19 protein-coding genes and 1 pseudogene are annotated in these 16,671 nt (G+C 69.0%); 6 read left to right on the forward strand and 14 right to left on the reverse strand.

Features of this window, described 5'->3' with window-relative positions; all coding sequences use genetic code 11:
* Window positions 1–166 precede the first annotated feature (166 nt).
* A complete protein-coding gene (locus AB0M95_RS36385) occupies window positions 167–463 on the forward strand; it encodes a hypothetical protein (RefSeq protein WP_363774855.1) in 297 nt (98 codons plus the stop codon).
* Window positions 464–645: 182 nt separating this feature from the next.
* On the opposite strand, the pseudogene AB0M95_RS36390 reads toward AB0M95_RS36385, so the two are convergent.
* Window positions 646–1,122: pseudogene (locus tag AB0M95_RS36390) on the reverse strand (transposase family protein); the annotation flags it as partial.
* Window positions 1,123–1,349: 227 nt separating this feature from the next.
* Between AB0M95_RS36390 and AB0M95_RS36395 the strand changes: the two are divergent.
* A complete protein-coding gene (locus tag AB0M95_RS36395) occupies window positions 1,350–2,306 on the forward strand; it encodes a cyclase family protein (protein WP_363774858.1) in 957 nt (318 codons plus the stop codon).
* A 277-nt stretch (window positions 2,307–2,583) separates the two neighbouring features.
* Here the strand turns inward: AB0M95_RS36395 and AB0M95_RS36400 are convergent, their stop codons facing one another.
* The 3 genes from AB0M95_RS36400 to AB0M95_RS36410 form a co-directional block, all read right to left on the reverse strand.
* Window positions 2,584–2,805 (reverse strand): hypothetical protein, encoded by a 222-nt coding sequence (locus tag AB0M95_RS36400; RefSeq protein WP_363774861.1) that lies wholly within the window; start codon window positions 2,803–2,805, stop codon window positions 2,584–2,586.
* On the reverse strand, window positions 2,802–3,611 hold the full coding sequence (locus tag AB0M95_RS36405) for a DUF2306 domain-containing protein (protein WP_363774864.1): 810 nt from the start codon (window positions 3,609–3,611) through the stop codon (window positions 2,802–2,804). Before AB0M95_RS36405 ends, AB0M95_RS36400 begins: the two co-directional genes overlap by 4 nt.
* Before the next feature lie 206 nt (window positions 3,612–3,817).
* On the reverse strand, window positions 3,818–4,600 hold the full coding sequence (locus AB0M95_RS36410) for an SDR family oxidoreductase (RefSeq protein WP_363774867.1): 783 nt from the start codon (window positions 4,598–4,600) through the stop codon (window positions 3,818–3,820).
* Window positions 4,601–4,804: 204 nt separating this feature from the next.
* On the opposite strand from AB0M95_RS36410, the gene AB0M95_RS36415 reads away from it, so the two are divergent.
* Complete coding sequence (locus AB0M95_RS36415) at window positions 4,805–5,317, forward strand: TetR/AcrR family transcriptional regulator (RefSeq protein ID WP_363774870.1); 513 nt, start codon at window positions 4,805–4,807, stop codon at window positions 5,315–5,317.
* A 70-nt stretch (window positions 5,318–5,387) separates the two neighbouring features.
* On the opposite strand, the gene AB0M95_RS36420 is transcribed toward AB0M95_RS36415, so the two are convergent.
* The 6 genes from AB0M95_RS36420 to AB0M95_RS36445 form a co-directional block, all read right to left on the reverse strand.
* Complete coding sequence (locus tag AB0M95_RS36420) at window positions 5,388–6,191, reverse strand: DMT family transporter (protein ID WP_363774873.1); 804 nt, start codon at window positions 6,189–6,191, stop codon at window positions 5,388–5,390.
* A gap of 403 nt (window positions 6,192–6,594) precedes the next feature.
* Window positions 6,595–7,938: a M20/M25/M40 family metallo-hydrolase gene (locus AB0M95_RS36425; RefSeq protein WP_363774876.1), complete on the reverse strand. Its 1,344-nt coding sequence runs from the start codon at window positions 7,936–7,938 to the stop codon at window positions 6,595–6,597.
* Window positions 7,922–8,710, reverse strand: a complete 789-nt coding sequence (locus tag AB0M95_RS36430; RefSeq protein WP_363774879.1) for a GNAT family N-acetyltransferase — start codon at window positions 8,708–8,710, stop codon at window positions 7,922–7,924. The genes AB0M95_RS36425 and AB0M95_RS36430 overlap by 17 nt, the downstream gene beginning before the upstream one ends.
* A 58-nt stretch (window positions 8,711–8,768) precedes the next feature.
* The gene (locus AB0M95_RS36435; RefSeq protein WP_363774882.1) at window positions 8,769–9,182 is read right to left on the reverse strand and encodes a zinc-binding dehydrogenase; all 414 of its coding nucleotides are present in this window, start codon (window positions 9,180–9,182) and stop codon (window positions 8,769–8,771) included.
* Entirely contained in the window at window positions 9,179–9,679 is a 501-nt protein-coding gene (locus AB0M95_RS36440; protein ID WP_363774885.1) for an alcohol dehydrogenase catalytic domain-containing protein, read from the reverse strand. The genes AB0M95_RS36435 and AB0M95_RS36440 overlap by 4 nt, the downstream gene beginning before the upstream one ends.
* Before the next feature lie 410 nt (window positions 9,680–10,089).
* Window positions 10,090–10,503, reverse strand: coding sequence for an Lsr2 family protein (locus AB0M95_RS36445; RefSeq protein WP_363774888.1), 414 nt, complete (start codon window positions 10,501–10,503; stop codon window positions 10,090–10,092).
* Between the two features lie 246 nt (window positions 10,504–10,749).
* Between AB0M95_RS36445 and AB0M95_RS36450 the strand changes: the two genes are divergently transcribed.
* Window positions 10,750–11,013: a CopG family transcriptional regulator gene (locus tag AB0M95_RS36450; RefSeq protein WP_363774891.1), complete on the forward strand. Its 264-nt coding sequence runs from the start codon at window positions 10,750–10,752 to the stop codon at window positions 11,011–11,013.
* On the forward strand, window positions 11,010–11,405 hold the full coding sequence (locus tag AB0M95_RS36455; protein WP_363774894.1) for a PIN domain-containing protein: 396 nt from the start codon (window positions 11,010–11,012) through the stop codon (window positions 11,403–11,405). Before AB0M95_RS36450 ends, AB0M95_RS36455 begins: the two co-directional genes overlap by 4 nt.
* Here AB0M95_RS36455 and AB0M95_RS36460 read toward each other — a convergent pair.
* Complete coding sequence (locus AB0M95_RS36460) at window positions 11,313–11,519, reverse strand: GNAT family N-acetyltransferase (protein WP_363774947.1); 207 nt, start codon at window positions 11,517–11,519, stop codon at window positions 11,313–11,315. The genes AB0M95_RS36455 and AB0M95_RS36460 overlap by 93 nt on opposite strands.
* Window positions 11,520–11,835: 316 nt before the next feature.
* Between AB0M95_RS36460 and AB0M95_RS36465 the strand changes: the two genes are divergently transcribed.
* Entirely contained in the window at window positions 11,836–12,639 is an 804-nt protein-coding gene (locus tag AB0M95_RS36465) for an NPP1 family protein (protein ID WP_363774897.1), read from the forward strand.
* Between the two features lie 409 nt (window positions 12,640–13,048).
* Here AB0M95_RS36465 and AB0M95_RS36470 read toward each other — a convergent pair whose 3' ends face one another.
* From AB0M95_RS36470 to AB0M95_RS36480, 3 genes are all read right to left on the reverse strand, one after another.
* On the reverse strand, window positions 13,049–13,630 hold the full coding sequence (locus AB0M95_RS36470; RefSeq protein WP_363774899.1) for a hypothetical protein: 582 nt from the start codon (window positions 13,628–13,630) through the stop codon (window positions 13,049–13,051).
* A 180-nt stretch (window positions 13,631–13,810) separates the two neighbouring features.
* Window positions 13,811–14,911 carry a hypothetical protein gene (locus tag AB0M95_RS36475; protein ID WP_363774902.1) on the reverse strand — a complete coding sequence of 367 codons (1,101 nt, stop codon included), beginning with the start codon at window positions 14,909–14,911 and terminating at the stop codon, window positions 13,811–13,813.
* A gap of 94 nt (window positions 14,912–15,005) precedes the next feature.
* Complete coding sequence (locus AB0M95_RS36480) at window positions 15,006–16,526, reverse strand: AMP-binding protein (RefSeq protein ID WP_363774905.1); 1,521 nt, start codon at window positions 16,524–16,526, stop codon at window positions 15,006–15,008.
* Between the last annotated feature and the right edge of the window lie 145 nt (window positions 16,527–16,671).

Genomic DNA, 16,671 nt, shown 5'->3' on the forward strand with positions numbered 1-16,671 from the left:
GAGAGCGGTCGGGGTATGCGGCTCGTCGACACGCTGGCCAAGCAGTGGGGTATCACCCGGCGGCGTGGGGACGGCATGGCGGTGTGGTTCGACGTTGACGAGAAGCTGCCCGACGCGTGGGTGGACATGCTGCTCGTTGACGAGAGTTGAACCAGGAGGCGGTGGTATGTCTCACCTCAGCGACAGGGAGCGCCAGGCGCTGCGTCTGGCCTCCGAGCTTCGCAAACGCATGGAGGACTGGCTGGGGAGCCGCGGGATTCCCGCGCCCCTGGTGATCTCGCCTTTCGTTGACCCGGCCGGTCATGCGAACGTCCTGGTCAGAATGAACTCGCAGGTCGCGCTCGCGATGATCCTCGGTTTCGAGGAGCAGCACCGTCGGCTTCCCGAAGAGGCCGATCGCGCCACGAGGCCGTGTGCTCCGGACGATGTCCAGGTCTGGCCGTCAGGGGAAGGGCACCGGTAACGGATCTCGATTCCGACGGAGATCCTGCTTAGGCGTCGTTCATGCCTACCAGGGACATGGATGCCGACCGTCTCATTGTCCAGGGGAACGATCGCCATGACCCTGGGCGCGCAGGACTTCGGTTTGTGTGCGCGACCCAGTGAACCTTTCCCTGTAACTGCTCGTGGCGGTACGTGAGTGCCTTACACGGTCCGTCCGTACTCCAGTTGAAGCAGGACGAGGGCTGCGGCGGCGATCTGGGTGATCCGGTTCGGATCGAGGCTGACCCGGTGCAGGGCCTTGAATGTGGTCTTGAGCAGGGTGTTCGCCCGTTCGCTGATTCTATGGATGCCTCGCAGGAGCTGGTTGAACGCGCGCTGCGGCTCAGTGAGCCGGCCGCCCTTGGGCTTCTTGAACGGCATCCTGAACATCTCCCGGGCACCCTCGTTTCCCAGGTCGGTGAGCGTGATCAGAGCGGTCTGGGTGGTGGCGAGCGACAGGGCTTCCACCAGGCCATGGGTACGGGCGCAGGTCAGGTCGTGCTCACGCCCCGGCCGGACCGCCGACACCCAGATCGGCCAGCCGTCCGGCGCGGAGATGACCTGGACGTTGCCGCCGTGGTGTTCGTGCTTGCCCGACCAGTACAGGTCGGCGCCGTTGGGCCCGGGGGCGGAGATTCTGAACTATCTCTTTGCAAAGACCAGTTCTAAGCGCTTGTCCAGAAGTTCTGCGCGTAACGGGTGGTGAGATCGCCGAGGCGGATAGGGATTGACATGGGCCTCGCCGGGGGTTGGATCGAGGTTGCTCACACCGTCTCTCTGGCCCCGGCGAGGTCATATCAAAGGAGAGGGCGGGATACCCTGCCTGCGGTGCCTCGAACCATGTGACCGGAGGAGTCGATGCTGGGATGACGGCAGGGCGACCGATGCCCACACAGGACGACGTGCTCGGGTACTTCAACACGCTGTCGAACTGGGGACGGTGGGGCGACGACGACGAGCTCGGCACTCTGAACCACATCACCGACGACGTCCGGCTGGCGGCGGCGCGGGCCGTGCGCCACGGCAGGAGTGTGTCGTGCGCATGGGAGGTTGCCGTACCGCAAGACATGGAGCGGTCGACGACGACGTGCCCGTGCGCCGCCGACATGCCGGGTGCCGAGGACATGCCGGTGCCCGGATTCCGCAACGACCGGCGCTGGGGCTTTTCGTCCGAGCGGCTCGGCGTCACGTTCCACGGCAACACCCTCACCCACGTCGACTCGCCGTGCCACATCTTCTGGGACGGCACGATGTACAACGGGCGGTCGCACTCGCTGGTCGACGCCGTAACGGGATCGGCGTGGGCGTCCGTCACGGCGGCGGCGAACGGGATCATCACGCGTGGTGTCCTGCTGGACATTGCGAGCGTGCGGGATGTGCCGTGGTTGGAACCGGGGCAGGGTGTGTTTCCCGACGATCTCGAGGAGGCCGAGCGTCGCCAGGGTGTGCGGGTGCGATCCGGCGATGCGGTACTCCTGCGGACCGGCTATGGCCGCGTCCGGCACGAGACCGGTGCGGTCAGCGGTTTCACGCAGGCCGGGTGGCACGCGTCCTGCCTGTCGTGGCTGCATGAACGGGAGGTCGCGCTGATCGGCGCTGACACCCCCCAGGACGTTCAGCCATCGGGGTACGAAGGCGTGTTGATGCCGGTTCACGCCGTGAGCCTCGTCGCTATGGGTCTGTGGATGCTCGACAACTGCGACCTGGAGGCGTGCGCGACGACGGCTGCCGAGCTCGGCCAGTGGGACTTCCACCTCGCAGTCGCGCCGGTCCGCTTCGCCGGTACGTCCGGCAGCCCGGTCAACCCGATCGCCACATTCTGACCGCGGTTCACGAGGAGGTGCGACGCCATGAAGGACCCGGCCCGCACCTGGAACGCGGTCGTGGTCGGTGAGGACACGCCGTGCTGGTCGGGAACCAGGCGGCACGAGCGCCTCAAGGCGGGCTGTTGCAGCGTGCGATAGCTGCCGGCCGGACTGACGTTGGATCCGCCGTCTGGCCGCCCGCCCTGATCAGGACCGAGCGGCTCGTGCTGCGCGAGTCGCAGGCTCGGGATCGTGTGGCGTTCGTCGAGCTGTTCGACTCGTTGGAGGCGGGTGCCTACGTCGGTGGTGCTCGGCCGCGTGAGGAGAGCCGATAGTCGAGCAGGCCCCCGGCCAGGGACTTGACTGACTGTGCGAGTTCGCCGTACGTGATCGTCCGGCCCGTTGGCCCGTCGATGAGCGCCGGCTTGTCGCCGAGTTCGTCGGCATGCTCGAGCGTGTATTCAGTCAGCGAGACGTCCGGGATGTGGACGTCTCGCAGTCGGCTGCGGTGGATCATGACGCTGTGACGCAGTCTGCGGGCACGCGACTCCTGCCGCGAGCGGGGTTGTCCCTAAAGGTGGACATGCGCACTCCTGGAAGCCCCCGGCGAGCGATCAGGATCTCCGCGACCACGATGTTGATGAGCCATGCGAGCCACGGTGCGATGGTGTAGATGGCGTTGTCGAACAGGTAAGGGAAAGAGGTGTCCGAGCTGAACGGCAGCTGCAGGAGGATGAGCACCGGCAGGGCCGCGCGCAGCGTGACAGCTGCGTAGGTCAGGGCGAAGTTCCGGATCATCCAGGCCTGATGCTCACGGAACCGTCGCTCGCGCGCGGCTCGATAGGCCAGCCACGCCGTCCAGGCCCATATCACGTCGAGCATGAAGTACCCGAACACGCCGCGGATGCCCAAGGAGTTCCACAGCGACGTGGTGGCTCCGGACACGGCAGCGAACATGATCGAGATCAGGTAGACGCGCCCCACGATTCGATGCGTTCCGAAGCTGCGTTTGCGGAGCCTCGTGGAGAACTGAAACGGCCCGATGGCGAGGGCCACAGCGGCGGTGACGATGTGAACGACGAACAGCGACCGGATCGGCCACGCGAGAGTGTCGAAATGCGAGGCCGCCGTCACGACGTCCGGTGTCCTCGCCGCGACGGTGGCCAGCCCTTGCACGTACTGGCCACCGAACCACCCGGCAACCGCCAGGGACGTCAGGCTTACGAACGTCCACGACCAGCGCCGCTGCCGGCGTGACCGACGCGCCGACCGGGCTGGGCCTGGTGACGCTGCGATGGCCTGTGAGACGAGTGCGTCGGCCATGACAACTCCTTGAGGTTGGGCGCGCATGACGGATGTGGTGCGCGAGAATGTGCCGCCGATAGGTGGGGGAGAAGGAGGGACCGAGCGTGTATGTGAACAGGTGTAGGTCGACGAGCTCACCGCAGACCGCAGCCCGACGACGCGACCCACGCGGCCAGGGAAGGTTCTCCGCGGTCGGCTTTCGCGAGGTCTCCCGGCGCGTCCTGTCATGCCGTCTTGATCGACCCGCCGTCGATGATGTGGTCGGCTCCGGTGGTGCTCGCCGCGAGCGGCGAAGCGAGGTGGGCGATTAGGGCGGCGACCTCTGCGGGCTCCACGAGCCGTCCTGTAGTCATGCCCATCTTCGCGGGCAGTCCGGCCACCAGCTGCTCTCGCGCCAGCCCGAGTGAGGCGGCGAGCTGGGCACCGTAGCCGTCGGGCGACTCCCACATGGCGGTGCGCACCGGCCCGGGTGACACGGTGTTGACGCGAACGCCCTCAGGCCCGAACTCCTCCGCGAGGGCCTTCCCGAACGCCGTCAGGGCCGCCTTCGCCGTCGTGTAGGGAACTGGGCCGGCGTGCGGGATCCGCGCACCGTTCGAGGAGACGTTGACGACGGCGCCGCCGCGCCGCAGCAGACTGGGCAACGCGGCCCGCGTCGTGCGAACCGCCGCGAACAGGTTCAGACCGTAGACCTCCGCCCAGTGCGCGTCGTCGAAGGACAGAAACCCGCCCACCGCATCGCCGTCACCCCCGCCCACGTTGTTGACGAGCAGGTCCAGCTCACCCAGCTCCGCCAGCGCCGCCTCGACCAGCCGCTCCGGCCCGCCGGCCGCCCCCAGGTCCACCGCGATCGCGATCGCCCCCAGGTCCTCAAGCTCCGGCGTCACCGTCCGCGCGGCCGCGACCACGCGCATGCCCTCGCCGCTCAGCGCCGCGACGGTGGCGAGCCCGATCCCCCTGCTGGCCCTGGTAACCACGGCGGTCCGCCCGCTCAGCTGCAGGTCCATCTCACGCCTCCTCATTGCATCGTTAATGACGCGCTGAGGCTATAATTTGCGACATGAATGTCGCAAGTCCTTCGGATGTAGCTACCTTGATGTAGTGATTCTGGGTGGCACCGCAGCACGAACGCTTCCGCATCGGCACCAAGCCACTCCGCGCCGACTTGGAACGGACGGTGAACACAATCCTGGAGGCCTGAACGCGTACTCTTGGGCGATCCCACGGCCACCATGGAGCAGATCGCCGAGGCCGTCGGCGTCGCCCGCACCACCGTTCCCCGGCGCTTCGCCACGCGCGAGGCGCTTGACGACGCCCTGACCCGGTGGGCGACCGCGCAGTTCGCCGCTGCCGTCGACGGCGCGGTGTCCGACGCCGCGCCACCGCGGGTCGTCCTCTACCGGGTGACCGCGGACGTGCTCCGTGTCAAGATCGGCTGGGGCTACGTCATGAACCGGGCCGGGAGCTCCGCGGATCCGGGGATCTCCCAGGTGCACGCGGACCTGCTGGAGGAGTGCGATCGGCTCTTCCGCCGTGCGCAGGCCACCGGGCTCCTGCGGTCCGACGACGACATCGAGTGGGCGCGGACCGGGCCCTGCTGGAACGGCTCCAGAACCATTACGACGAGAGCGCCAAGACCGATCCGACCGGCCTACCTGCTGCCCGCTGATGGCCGCACCCGGACGAACTGGCCGCCCACATCGCCGCGTTCGTCCCCGACGTGACTCGCCGAACGGCGAGTTGTTCGCGATCCACTAGCCCAATCTTTTCCCTCGGCTCGCCACCTTGGCATGCTCATCGGCTCATGGGGGTGGTTCGGGCCAGGGCGAAGGTTCCTGCAGTGGCCAGCAGGACCGCTGCTACGGCGGCCGTCGTGTTGGTCGGCAGCGGTTCGCCCAGGAGCAGCGCGCCGCAGGCGATCGCGGTGAGCGGATCGGCCAACTGCAGGGTGGCGTACGCCACGGCGAAGTGACCGATTGCGTAAGCGCGCTGCAGCAGCATCAACGCCGCCAGGGCGGGGAACGGCAGGATGGCCAGGAGCCACAGGTCCCAGCCTGTCCCTCCAGCCAGTGCGCGGGTGAGCGTCGCGACCGCGCCGTACATGACGCCCGCGCCGATCGCGAGCAGTGCGGTACGGCCGGCGGCCGTCAAGCGCTTGGCCACGGTGAAGCAGGCCAGGGCCGCCAGCGCGGCTCCCGAGAGCATCGTGACCGCTTCCGTGCTGTTGAGAGCGGGGGCGTGGCTGGTGGTGGGGACGAGCAGGATGAGCCCGGTCAGTCCGATTCCCACCACGCAGGCTGCGGCGAGCTCGCTCCACGAGGGTTTGCGGCCGTGCAATGCGGCGGCGACCGCCAGGGCGAACAGGAGGCTGGCCACTCCCATCGGCTGAACCACGGTCAGTGGCCCGACGCTCAGCGCGGAGATGTGCAGCCCGCTGCCGACGGCGATCGACGCTCCGGCGAGCAGCCAGCGAGGCCTGCGAAGGAGCACGCTCAGGCGCGGCTGGGCGGCGCGGGCCGCCTCGTGCTGCTGCAGCGCCGCTCCCAGCGCGAAGAACAGCGAACTCAGCAGCGCGATGCCGGCCGCGAGCACGGTCATGACACCTCCTTCCGGTGAATGAAGACATGGCGTCATGGCAGAAACACCTCATAGAGGCGGCCAGAGGAGAAACGCGGGACTAATGTCGACCGTGGTCGCCCGCCGCGGGCTGCTCAACCGCGGTGATCGGTGCCAACAGCACGTGAGGTGCGGGGATCGCGTATCCGGCGAACACCCCGGTGATCTGGCCCCCGCCGGTCATGAGCATCCACGGCTCGCCCATCAGGTAGTCGAGCGCACCGCCGCGCTTGTGGCGATGTCCGTCGGCATGGCAGTTGCCGCAGGTGGTTACGACTCCCGTTCTCGGTGTGACCCGCCTGAGCCCGCAGGTGCGCGGCGGTCGATGTCGGCGAGGGAATGCGGAGGGCCGGACTCTTTGATCATTTGCGGTCAGGGCTTTCGCTTAGCAGTCGCGTAGCAGGCGGTGGAGGGTGCGGGTGCCGAAGTGTAGGGCGTCGATGGGGACGCGTTCGTCGACGCCGTGGAACAGGGCGGTGAAGTCCAGGTCCGGGGGCAGCTTGAGCGGGGCGAAGCCGAAGTTGCGGATGCCGAGCCGCTGGAACGATTTCGCGTCGGTACCGGCGGAGAGCATGTAGGGCAGCAGTTGCGCGCCAGGGTCCTCCGCGGTGATCGCTGTCGTCATCGCGTCGACGAGCGTTCCGTCGAAGGTCGTCTGGACCGGCGGGAGACTGTCCCAGTCGAGTTCGACGTCGGGCCCGAGAATGTCGGTGAGCGCGGCTTCGAAGGCGGCTTCGCGGCCGGGGAGCATGCGCCCGTCGACGGTGGCGTGGGCGACGGACGGGACGACGTTGGCTTTGTAGCCGGCGTTGAACATGGTGACGTTGGCGGTGTCGCGCAGGGTGGCGCCGATGAGCCGCGACAGGTTGCCCAGCCGGGCGACCGCCGCCTCGGGGTCGGACTCGTCGAAGGGCACGCCGGTCAGTTCGCCGACGCCGTGCAGGAAGTCCCGGACCGGGTCGGTGAGCACGAGAGGGAAGCGGTGCTGTTCGAGCCGGGCGATGGCGGCGGCGAGCTTGGCGACAGGGTTGTCGGTGTGCAGCATCGACCCGTGCCCGGCGGTGCCGGTGACCTTGAGCCGCAGCCACATGGCGCCCTTTTCGGCGGTTTCGATGAGATACGCGCGGACGCCCCCGGTGAGTGTGATGGAGAAGCCGCCGACCTCGCTGATCGCTTCGGTGGCGCCCTCGAACAGATCGGGGTGGTTGTCGACGAGCCAGCGGGCGCCGTGGAATCCGCCGGCTTCCTCGTCGGACACGAAGGCGAAGATCAGGTCACGGGGCGGGACGATGCCGTCGCGCTTGAACGCGCGGGCGACGGCGAGGGTCATCGCGACCATGTCCTTCATGTCGACCGCGCCGCGGCCCCACACATAACCGTCGCGGACCTCGCCGGAGAACGGGTGCACCGACCACTCCGCCGCGTCCGCGGGGACGACGTCCAGATGGCCGTGCACGAGCAGCGCCCCGCGCGACGCGTCGGCGCCGGGGAGCCGGGCGATGACGTTGCCGCGGCCGGGTGCGTCCGACTCCAGGTAGGTGGTGTCGTAGCCGACCTCGGCGAGCTTCTCGGCGACGTACTCGGCGGCGGCGCGCTCGGTGCCGAGGCTCGACGGGTCGCCGGTGTTGGTGGTGTCGATCGCGATCAGCTCGCTGGTGAGCGTGACCACTTCGGCGACGGCCGCATCGACACTGAGGTCGGCGGCCGTCCGCTCAGCCGACGGCGACATCGTCGGGGACCCGGGCGGTCTTGAACGTCACGGTTTGGCGCAGCCGGAATCCGAGCGACTCGTACAGGCGGATGGCGTTCGTGTTGTCGGCGGCGGCGTGCAGGAACGGGGTTTCGCCGCGGGCCCGGATGCCGGCGGCGACCGCGCGCACGAGCCGCGTCGCCAGGCCCTGCCCGCGATGGGCGGCAGCGGTGCAGACGGCGCTGATCTCGGTCCAGCCGGGCGGGTGAAGCCGTTCACCGGCCATGGCGACCAGCTCGCCGTGGCGGCGGATGCCCAGGTAGGTGCCGAGCTCGATGGTGCGCGGCAGGAACGGGCCGGGCTTGGTGCGCTGGGTCAGGGCGAGCATGTCCGGTACGTCGGCCCCCGTGAGCCGGATCGCCTCCTCGTCCGCGACGGCGGCGACGCCGTCGTCGACCATCTGCACGCCGGCACCATGGATCTGGACCTCCCATCCGGCCGGGGGTGGGACGGCGACGCCGATCAGCGGGACGAACCCGTCCGGGTCGGCCAGCGTGGCGATGTCGGCCCAGTCCTGCGCGGTCGGGACCTCGGGGAGGGCCACGAACGACGACACGTCGACAGGGTAACGAAGAATATTGCCGCGCTGCTCGGCGAAGTGCGCGTGCGGCCCGGTCAGCGAGGATCGGGCCGGATTGTCGAGCGGGTGCGGCCAACCGGTCTCGGCCGCGTCCAGCCGGGCGCCGGTGGCCACGACGCGGTCCGGCTCGGGCTCGGCGGTCTTACGGTCCCTGGCGATGGATGCGCTCACGGGTTCTCCTCCGTCGGGCAGGTGAGCGAAACGCCGCTGTGCCCGCTGGTTCGCCCGCTCACGGGGCGACCTCGATGACGATCTTGCCCTGGGCGTGGCCGGCTTCGACCGCACGCAGCGCCTGCGAAGCCTGCGCCAAGGGGTAGGTGGCGGTGACGAACGGCCGCAGCACCCCGGCCACGGCCAGCTCGGCGACCGTGTCGAGGACGGAGCGGGTCCGGGCACGCGCGACCGGGGAGCCGCCAAGCCGGGCGACGGTGTCGCGGTCGGCCGCGCTGATCAGTTTCGACCGGTCGGCCAGGACCTGAGTGGCGTCCTCGAGCGCGCTGCCGCCGACCAGGTCGTAGATCGCGTCGATCCCGTCCGGGGCGGCGGCGCGCAGCCGGTCGGCCACGCCGGGGCCGGGCTCGACGTGCGTGACGCCGAGGGACTCCACGAACTCCTTCTTGCCGGCGCCGGCGGTGCCGATCACCCGCAATCCAGCGTGACGGGCGATCTGGGCCGCGGCGACGCCGACTCCCCCGCCGACCCCCGTGACGAGCAGGGTCGCCCCAGGCGGCAGCGCGAGCTGGACAATGCCGTCGTAGGCGGTGGCGGCAGCGTCGCCGCGTCGGCGAACGACAGGCCGGCGGGCTTCGCGGCGGTGAGCTCGGAGGGAAGTAGCGTGTACTGCGCGTACCCGCCGGTGATCGGATTGCCGAACACGGCGTCCCCGGCCGTGACGCCGGTGACGTCGTCTCCCACCTGCTCGACCACGCCGGCGACCTCACCGCCGAACACGACAGGGAACCGCGGTTCGGGCGCGCCGGGTAGCCGGAATCCCGCGCGGAGCTTCCAGTCCACCGGGTTGACTCCCGCGGCGCGGACGGCGACCAGCACCTGTCCCGGCCCGGGTACGGGCCGAGGCAGGTCGGCGAAGGTCTCGACCTCCGGTCCGCCGTGTGCGGTGAACACGTAGGCAGTGGGCATCGGACACGGCTCCTGTTCGGTGAGGGAAGGTTGCGGTGCGCTGGACCGGCCGGATCAGCGTCGTGGTCGGCTGAAGACGTGGGCGTGGTACTCGCGTCGCGTCGGCGGCCGGGTCATCGGCCGACGGGTCAGATCGACGGCGGCCGAAGTAAGGCATCGCGCATGGCCGACATGATGTCATCAGATAACCCATTATTCCAATAGGTATTACCGGGAAATCGGTCAGTCGCGTCGGCGACCTAGGCCCAGGCGCGCTCGTCGAAGGTGATCGAGACCAGGTGCTCACCCGGCCCGTCCATGACTACACCCGCCGGCTCGTCGCGGCCTCCCCAGTCCCCGGCCCGGTCGAGCAGGCCGCCCGAAGCACCTCAGCGGGGTGCGCGGCAGCGAACCCTGGCCGGGCCTCCGGCTCAGGTGTCGGTGTTCGGCTTCGTGCCGTTCTCTGCTTCTTCGCCTGGCTGTTCGTCCGGCGCCGAGTGCGTGGAGCTTGCGTCGGGGTGGGCGGCGATGAACTTTTCGAGGACCTCGTCGGCGACCTTTCCGCGTGCGGGTACCTCCAGCCCTTGCTCGCGTGCCCATTCGCGAACGTCGGTGAGCGTGTAGCCCTGCAATCGGGGGGAGGGGTCGGCGGCCTTCTTCGACCGCGACGCCTGCTTCACCTCGCGGGAGCTCTCCAGGACCTCTTCGATGAACGCGAGAGCCTCGCTCAGCCGCTGCTGGTTGGCATCGGACAGGTCGATGGCGAAGGTCCGGCTCAGCAGCGGGAACTCCCGTCTCGCCACGTCGTCGCCCTCGGAGTGGTCGAGGTCGTCAACCAGTATCACCTTCTGCGCCACGTGCAGCCCTTTCCAGGTGGATCACCGTCTGTCTGGACCGTGGCATCATACTGGTGTTCGATAAGTGATCGCGTGATTGACTCGGTCGAAGCGCCCGCCACATGCCGATGAGCGCCGGAAGTCGCCGACGTCGACTGGCAGGGCCCGCATGGCCTTATCTGGCGCGGGTGCGGCGGGTGAAGGTGGTGAGTAGATCATCCTACCATCAATCCTACCGATGCTATTGTTGGTGGTATGAGTGGTGGAACCAGGAAGTTCAGCGTCACGATCCCGGAGGATCTCGCCGCTGTCGTGCAGGCTCGTATCGGTAAGGCCAGCTTTTCTGCCTATGTCTCCGAGGCACTGTCCCGGCAGGTCGAGCGGGACAACTTGCGTGAGCTCATCAGTGCGGCCGAATCCCAGCACGGTCCGGTGGATCGCGCGGGAGTCGAAGCCAAGCGCGCACTTCTGCGGAGCGACCTGCCTGAGCAGGGCTCTGCCGGCACATCTGCCGCATGATGCCGGGAACGCTCGTCCTCGACTCTGAAGGGCTGTCCAAGGCGGTACTGCAAGTTTCTGAGCTCACGGAATGGCTGGCTGCGGCAGAGGAGGAAGACGTTCGCGTAGTGGTCAGCGCGGCGACCCTCGTCGAGGTCTCCCACCCGAAGCTCAATCGTGCTCGCTACGAATGGACGTTGTCGCGCCTGACCGTCGAGCCGGTGACGAAGGACATCGCTCGCGATGGTGCCGCACTGCTTGCCCAGGCCGGATTGCATGGCCACAAGTACGCCATCGACGCCATGGTGTGCGCTACCGCGCTACGTCTTCCCGGACCGGTCACCGTGTTGACCTCTGACGTCGATGGCATCGAAAAGATCAGCCAGCGTCGTCTGCGCGCCGTGAAGGTCTGATGTCGTCATCGCCGTCATCGCCAGCCGGAATCCGAGGTACTCGTAGCGGCGGATGGCGTTGCGGTTGTCGGCGACGGCGTGCAGGAACGGGGTGTGGTCGCGGGCGCGGCTGATCCTGCCTGGCCCGGGGTCGGCTACGGCAAGCCGGCTGTGCCGGGAGGCGGTTCATGGGGTTCGCTCGTGGGCCACCTTCCGGCCGTAGCCGATACATGTCGGTGTCATCTGGTGGGCGGATCTTGATCAAGCGTGGGTCCTGTGGTGCAGTAAAATGCGAGGGGTGCTCACATTGGCACGGAGAACGCCGCCGATCGCTCTACCACCCCTCCACGTCGATGCGATCCACGTCATGGAGCCAGTCCTTCGAGAAAGCGGAAGAATGCGAAAACTGTCGTCATTCACGTCCACCGCGAGGGCATCGAAGTCAGCGACCGTGTCAGAGAGGAGCACGTCTTCCCCAACGTTCTCCAAGCGCAAGCTCTCCCGGTTCGGGATCGTGCTCGGCGCCACCGTTCTGGGGGTCGTGATCCCGGCGTCGGCGGCCTACGCCGATCCGCCCCGCAACCTTCCCCAGTCGGCTGGAGAGTACGAGCTGTCGTTCTCGCCGGCCTACGACTACGACGGCGACGGCTGCTACGCCACCCCTGCCATTGGGCCGGACGGCACCCTCAACCCGGGGCTGAAGCCGACCGGTGCGGTCAACGGCAACTGCCGTGACCAGTCGGATCTGGACAACTCGCAGACCTACGCCCGGTCCAAGTGCGACAACGGCTGGTGCGCCGTCGTGTACGCCAGCTACTTCGAGAAGGACCAGGCGCTGCCCCTCATCAGCCTCGGCGGCCACCGTCACGACTGGGAGCACGTCATCTCCTGGATCAACCAGGCGTCGAACCAGGTGGAGTACGTGTCGACCACGCAGCACAGCAGCGTCGTGACCTACACGCGCTCGCAGGTGCGCTTCGACGGGTCGCACCCCAAGATCGTCTACCACAAGGACGGGCTGTCCACGCACTTCTTCCGGCTCGCCAACGGCAATGACGACCCGCCGGAGAACCACTACCACGACTGGCGCTATCCGCCGCTCGTGGACTGGAACGGCTGGCCCGGCACCTCGCTGCGCGACAGGCTGATGAACGCGGACTTCGGCGACGCGACCATCAAGATCACTGACGGGCGGTTCGCGGACCTGCTCGCGAACGCCAAGCCAAGTGGCATCCCCTTCAACCCTCGGGCCTGACGACCCCCATAGGTTCCGGCTTTCGTCAGCCTCTCCACGCACAGGCGCGCAGCCGACCCGCGAGGCCGCGACGACGTGAAACCCGTGCGCGTACCTGATGTGCCGCTCCGGCGACGAACCCGCCGGAGCGGGGAGACCACTGGGCTCAACCAGTCCCATCGGAAACGCATGTCCGGCACAGTAAAAAGGGTCGCCTGCCGAACGGCCCGCCGCGAGAGTGCGTCGAGGTCGGTCCGAATTTGGCCAGAACGGGTTGTCGTCGCCGGCTGCACACGAACGCTCGGCTGTTATGCCCTCGGCCTGGCAGAGTCGCCGCCCGGCCTGGACGGAGAGAACGGCGCAGCGTCCCGGCGGTGCGGACCGGGGGACGCGGCGCCGTACTGGTGCTTGCGGGGTTCGGTGCGGGGGGTTAGCAGGGGACGACGCGGTCGATGATGTCGTTTAGTTGTCCGCCGTTGTCGTAGCGCTTGTCGATGGCGAGGTTTGCGCGCCAGTCGTAGGAGAAGGTCCAGAAGACGAGGGTCCAGGTGCCTTCCCAGTTGTAGAAGTTGGCTCGGGTGCCGGTGGTCTGGTTGTTGGTCATCGAGGAGATGCGGTCGTTCCACTTGGGGTCGGAGGTGCCGGTGCCGACCCAGGCGCCGTCGGGGTAACGGTATCCGCCGAGGTTGTAGGAACCGCAGGCGTAGAAGGAGATGCCGTAGCCCCCGCCGTCCGAGTGTTCCCATGCGCAGAGGTACTTGTAGGTGCACGAGGCGGCGAAGGCGACGGCGTCGGACTGGGACCGCGGCAGCATGAGGATCATGCCGTCGGCGATCTTCACCTCGGTGTCGCTGATCTTCTCCGCCTGCGGGTTGAGCCGCAGGACCTCCTCCACCGTCACCTGTCTCTCGACGGACGGCGGCGCGGTGGAAGTGGCGGGGGAGGGGGTGGGTGCGGCCTGGGCCGGTGCGGTCGTGGTCGTAAGGGCGATCGTGCAGGTTGCGGTAAGCATTGCGGCGATCGCGGCGGACCTGCGGGAGAGTCGCATGAGACTGCCTTTCTGCGGAGTGACGATTCGGCCGACCCTGCGCGGAATCGTTTCTGAGGGATTGTCCGGGGCGGCGATCTTCTGGCGGCGGTTGGTGCGGCGCTGCCGGTATGCCCCGGCTTGATCGGCGATGGAGGGGGCCGGTCAGGCGGGGATGGGCTTGGGTGGGGTCAGGTCGCCGCCTGCGTGGACGGTCGGCAGCGCGGTGCATCCGTTCTCGCGGGCTGAGCGGCGGGCCAGGCCAGGGGTCGCGCCGGTGCCGGCGACGCGGCCCTCGTGTACGGCGATCCAGGGCTCGTCTCGGGGCGGGGCGGTCAGCGCGGCCGTCAGCGCGGCGTCGGGGGTGGGGCTGGGCGCGAGGGTGGGGGCGGCCGTGGCTTCGGGGGTGAAGTCGGTTGTGGCTGGTGTTTCTCGTTCCCGGCCGCCATGTTCTCGGCCGCCGCGCTCGTGGCGGCCGGTGGCGCGCCACAGCAGGTACTGCGCGACGACGACGGGTCCAAGGACGGTCAGCAACGGCAGACCTTCGGTGAGGACGCCCCAGACGAACAGCGCGGAGACTATGGCGGTGACGGTGACACCGGCCAGCGCGGCGACCACGCCCGCGGCTCGGCCGAAGGAGCGGTGCGCGACGAGGGGGAACAGCACCAGCATCATCAGGTCGCCGAGCCCCATGGCGACCGGCGTGGGCCCGTCGCTGAGGGTGAACAGGGGCGCGAACGGCAGGCCGCGTACTTCGGTGAAGAACCGGGTCATGATCGTGGTGGACACCGTGGCGATCAGGTCGTAGCCGGTGAGCAGTGCCGACAACAGCGCGACGTGACCGGCACGCATGCCGCTCTGCGCCCAGAGGCTGGTGACCGCGATGACTCCCGCCGCCAGCAGGACATCGGTGAGGACGGTCACCGCGAGGGCCACGCCGGTGAGTGCCGCCGCTCCGGTGGCCAGGCAGAGCGCCACCGACGCGGCCCACGCCGGACGGCCCCCGACGAGGGGAGCGAGGGCGAGTTGGGCCGCGAACAGCAGGACCAGCCCGAACACCCCCGCGACCACGGGGCCGGGGAGATTGAGGTAGGTCAGCGGCGCCAGCACCACGACGACGAAGATGACGACCATGTCGGGGTAGGTGTAGGTGCCGACCGGCGGGCGGGGCAGGCGGAAGCGCGCGCAGTAGGCTGCGGCGGCCGTGATCATCACGGCGACCAGGGCGACGAGGGCCGCGGAGAGGATCGGCGAGGGGCCGGTCATGGGCGCGCTCCGAGGATTGTCGGTGCTGCCGCGGCCGGGGGATGCCGGTCGGGCGCGTGCTCTTGGGCGTCGGTTCGCGGCCGTGGGGTGCCGGTCATGGGTGGGCTCCGAGGAGGGCGGCCGCGGGTGTGGGGTGGTGGTCGAAGGAGTGTTCTCGGAGGTCGGCGCGCAGGGGTGGGGTGGCGGGCATGTCGGCCAGGTCATCGTGGAGGACTATTCCGCTGAGGGGGAGGCCGCGGGTGGCGGCGGCTTCCTCCAGGCGGGCGAGTAGCCGGGGGGAGCGGTGCTCGGCTAGGACGTGCAGGACCGGGCCGGTCGGTTCGGGGGTGAGGGCGTATCTCGCGGGGAGGGCGACGTCCGGTTCGGCGTCCAGGACTTCGAGGACCTGGCGGTGTGGCACTTCCAGGGACAGCGGTCCGGCGTAGCGGCCCAGGATGTCCGAGGTCGCGGCGACGGCGGCGACGTCGGTGCTTGCGGCCGCGGCGGTGATGTCGGTGGTGGCCGGGGCGGGGGCCAGTTCGCAGGTGGGTGGTGTGGCGAGGCGGCGGACGAGGTCGCCGGTGACGTAACGCATCAAAAGCGTGCATTCGCGGTACGGCACTAACGGGGTGACGACGATCGTCCCGATCTCGCCCGGCGCCACCGGCCGGTACGTCACCGGGTCGAGGACCTCCACGTGGGCGAACTCGGTGGTGTGGTGCAGGTGGCGGGCGGAGCAGAGCCGCGCGCCGGCCGGCATCGACTCGGTCAGGACATAACCGATTTCGGGTTCGACGCCGAACACCTGTCGCGCGCGCAGGCGCAGCGCGTCGCTGAGCACCTCGCCGCCGACCTGGAGTGACCGCAGCCCGAAGTCGGCCGCACGCCAGCCGCCCCGCTCCGCCGCGGAGACGAGTGCGGCGAGGTAGGAGGTGTTCGCGGTCAGGTGGGTGATCTGGCGCGCCGGGCCGGGTAGCGTCAGCGGAGCGGCCAGCCGCTCAAGGGCGACCTCCGGGTCAAGGGTGCCGAGCTGCATGAACGTGGCGCCGACCGCCATCACCGCCGTGCTGACGCAGAGCACGGGAATGGTGCCGCGTGAGGACCCGGCGTAGGCGAGGACGTCCCCGGGGCGCAGGCGCTCACCGAGCACCGCCGAGATGGTGTTCAGCGCCACCATCATGTCCACCTCACGCCGGCTGAGCCAGACGTGCGTCGGGGTGCCGCTTGTGCCGGTCGTGAGCGCGAGCAGCGCGGGCTCGATGCCGACGGACACGAAGGCCGCGGGCATGCCGCGCAGCGCCGCCTTCGGGGTGACCGGGAGCGCGGTCCAGGAGTCCAGGGTCAGGTCCTGCGGACGCATGCCGAGGTCGGCGAACATCGTCTGGTAGTACGCGGTGCGGGTGGCGGCACGCCGTGCGGTCAGACGCAGCCCCCGGGTCAGCACGGTGCGGCGTACCTCCGGGTCGGTGGCGCCCTGCCGGCCGGGCAACAGGGCCGCATCATCGCCGGGCTCGCCGAACTGCCTGACCGTCGCCACGAGGTCGCGGGCGATGTGGGCCAGGCTCTCGACGGGCATCCGGTCGCCGCGCAGCAGCCCGGCGGCGTACCGGAGTTGGTGTACGGCGCTGGCGAACATCGGCTGAACCTCCGTTCTCGGCGCCCGGGGCCGCTCAGCGGGCGGCCCCGGGCGACTGGTGGATCACGTGCTGAAGACGAACATGGCAGCGGTGAGCGTGCTGAGCGCGTACTTGAAGTAGTGCTTGACCATTGGATTCCCTCCT

This window comes from Sphaerisporangium sp. NPDC051017 (assembly GCF_040683095.1).
In the GTDB taxonomy this organism is placed as follows: domain Bacteria; phylum Actinomycetota; class Actinomycetes; order Streptosporangiales; family Streptosporangiaceae; genus Sphaerisporangium.

What these genes read in the sequence shown, in the direction of transcription:
- AB0M95_RS36400 (WP_363774861.1), bottom strand. Translation starts at nt 2,805, where the DNA reads ATGATCCACCGCAGCCGACTGCGAGACGTCCACATCCCGGACGTCTCG.
- AB0M95_RS36385 (WP_363774855.1), top strand. Translation starts at nt 167, where the DNA reads ATGTCTCACCTCAGCGACAGGGAGCGCCAGGCGCTGCGTCTGGCCTCC.
- AB0M95_RS36405 (WP_363774864.1), bottom strand. Translation starts at nt 3,611, where the DNA reads ATGGCCGACGCACTCGTCTCACAGGCCATCGCAGCGTCACCAGGCCCA.
- AB0M95_RS36410 (WP_363774867.1), bottom strand. Translation starts at nt 4,600, where the DNA reads ATGGACCTGCAGCTGAGCGGGCGGACCGCCGTGGTTACCAGGGCCAGC.
- AB0M95_RS36475 (WP_363774902.1), bottom strand. Translation starts at nt 14,911, where the DNA reads ATGACCGGCCCCTCGCCGATCCTCTCCGCGGCCCTCGTCGCCCTGGTC.
- AB0M95_RS36450 (WP_363774891.1), top strand. Translation starts at nt 10,750, where the DNA reads ATGAGTGGTGGAACCAGGAAGTTCAGCGTCACGATCCCGGAGGATCTC.
- AB0M95_RS36395 (WP_363774858.1), top strand. Translation starts at nt 1,350, where the DNA reads ATGACGGCAGGGCGACCGATGCCCACACAGGACGACGTGCTCGGGTAC.
- AB0M95_RS36455 (WP_363774894.1), top strand. Translation starts at nt 11,010, where the DNA reads ATGATGCCGGGAACGCTCGTCCTCGACTCTGAAGGGCTGTCCAAGGCG.
- AB0M95_RS36480 (WP_363774905.1), bottom strand. Translation starts at nt 16,526, where the DNA reads ATGTTCGCCAGCGCCGTACACCAACTCCGGTACGCCGCCGGGCTGCTG.
- AB0M95_RS36420 (WP_363774873.1), bottom strand. Translation starts at nt 6,191, where the DNA reads ATGACCGTGCTCGCGGCCGGCATCGCGCTGCTGAGTTCGCTGTTCTTC.
- AB0M95_RS36425 (WP_363774876.1), bottom strand. Translation starts at nt 7,938, where the DNA reads ATGTCGCCGTCGGCTGAGCGGACGGCCGCCGACCTCAGTGTCGATGCG.
- AB0M95_RS36470 (WP_363774899.1), bottom strand. Translation starts at nt 13,630, where the DNA reads ATGCTTACCGCAACCTGCACGATCGCCCTTACGACCACGACCGCACCG.
- AB0M95_RS36440 (WP_363774885.1), bottom strand. Translation starts at nt 9,679, where the DNA reads ATGCCCACTGCCTACGTGTTCACCGCACACGGCGGACCGGAGGTCGAG.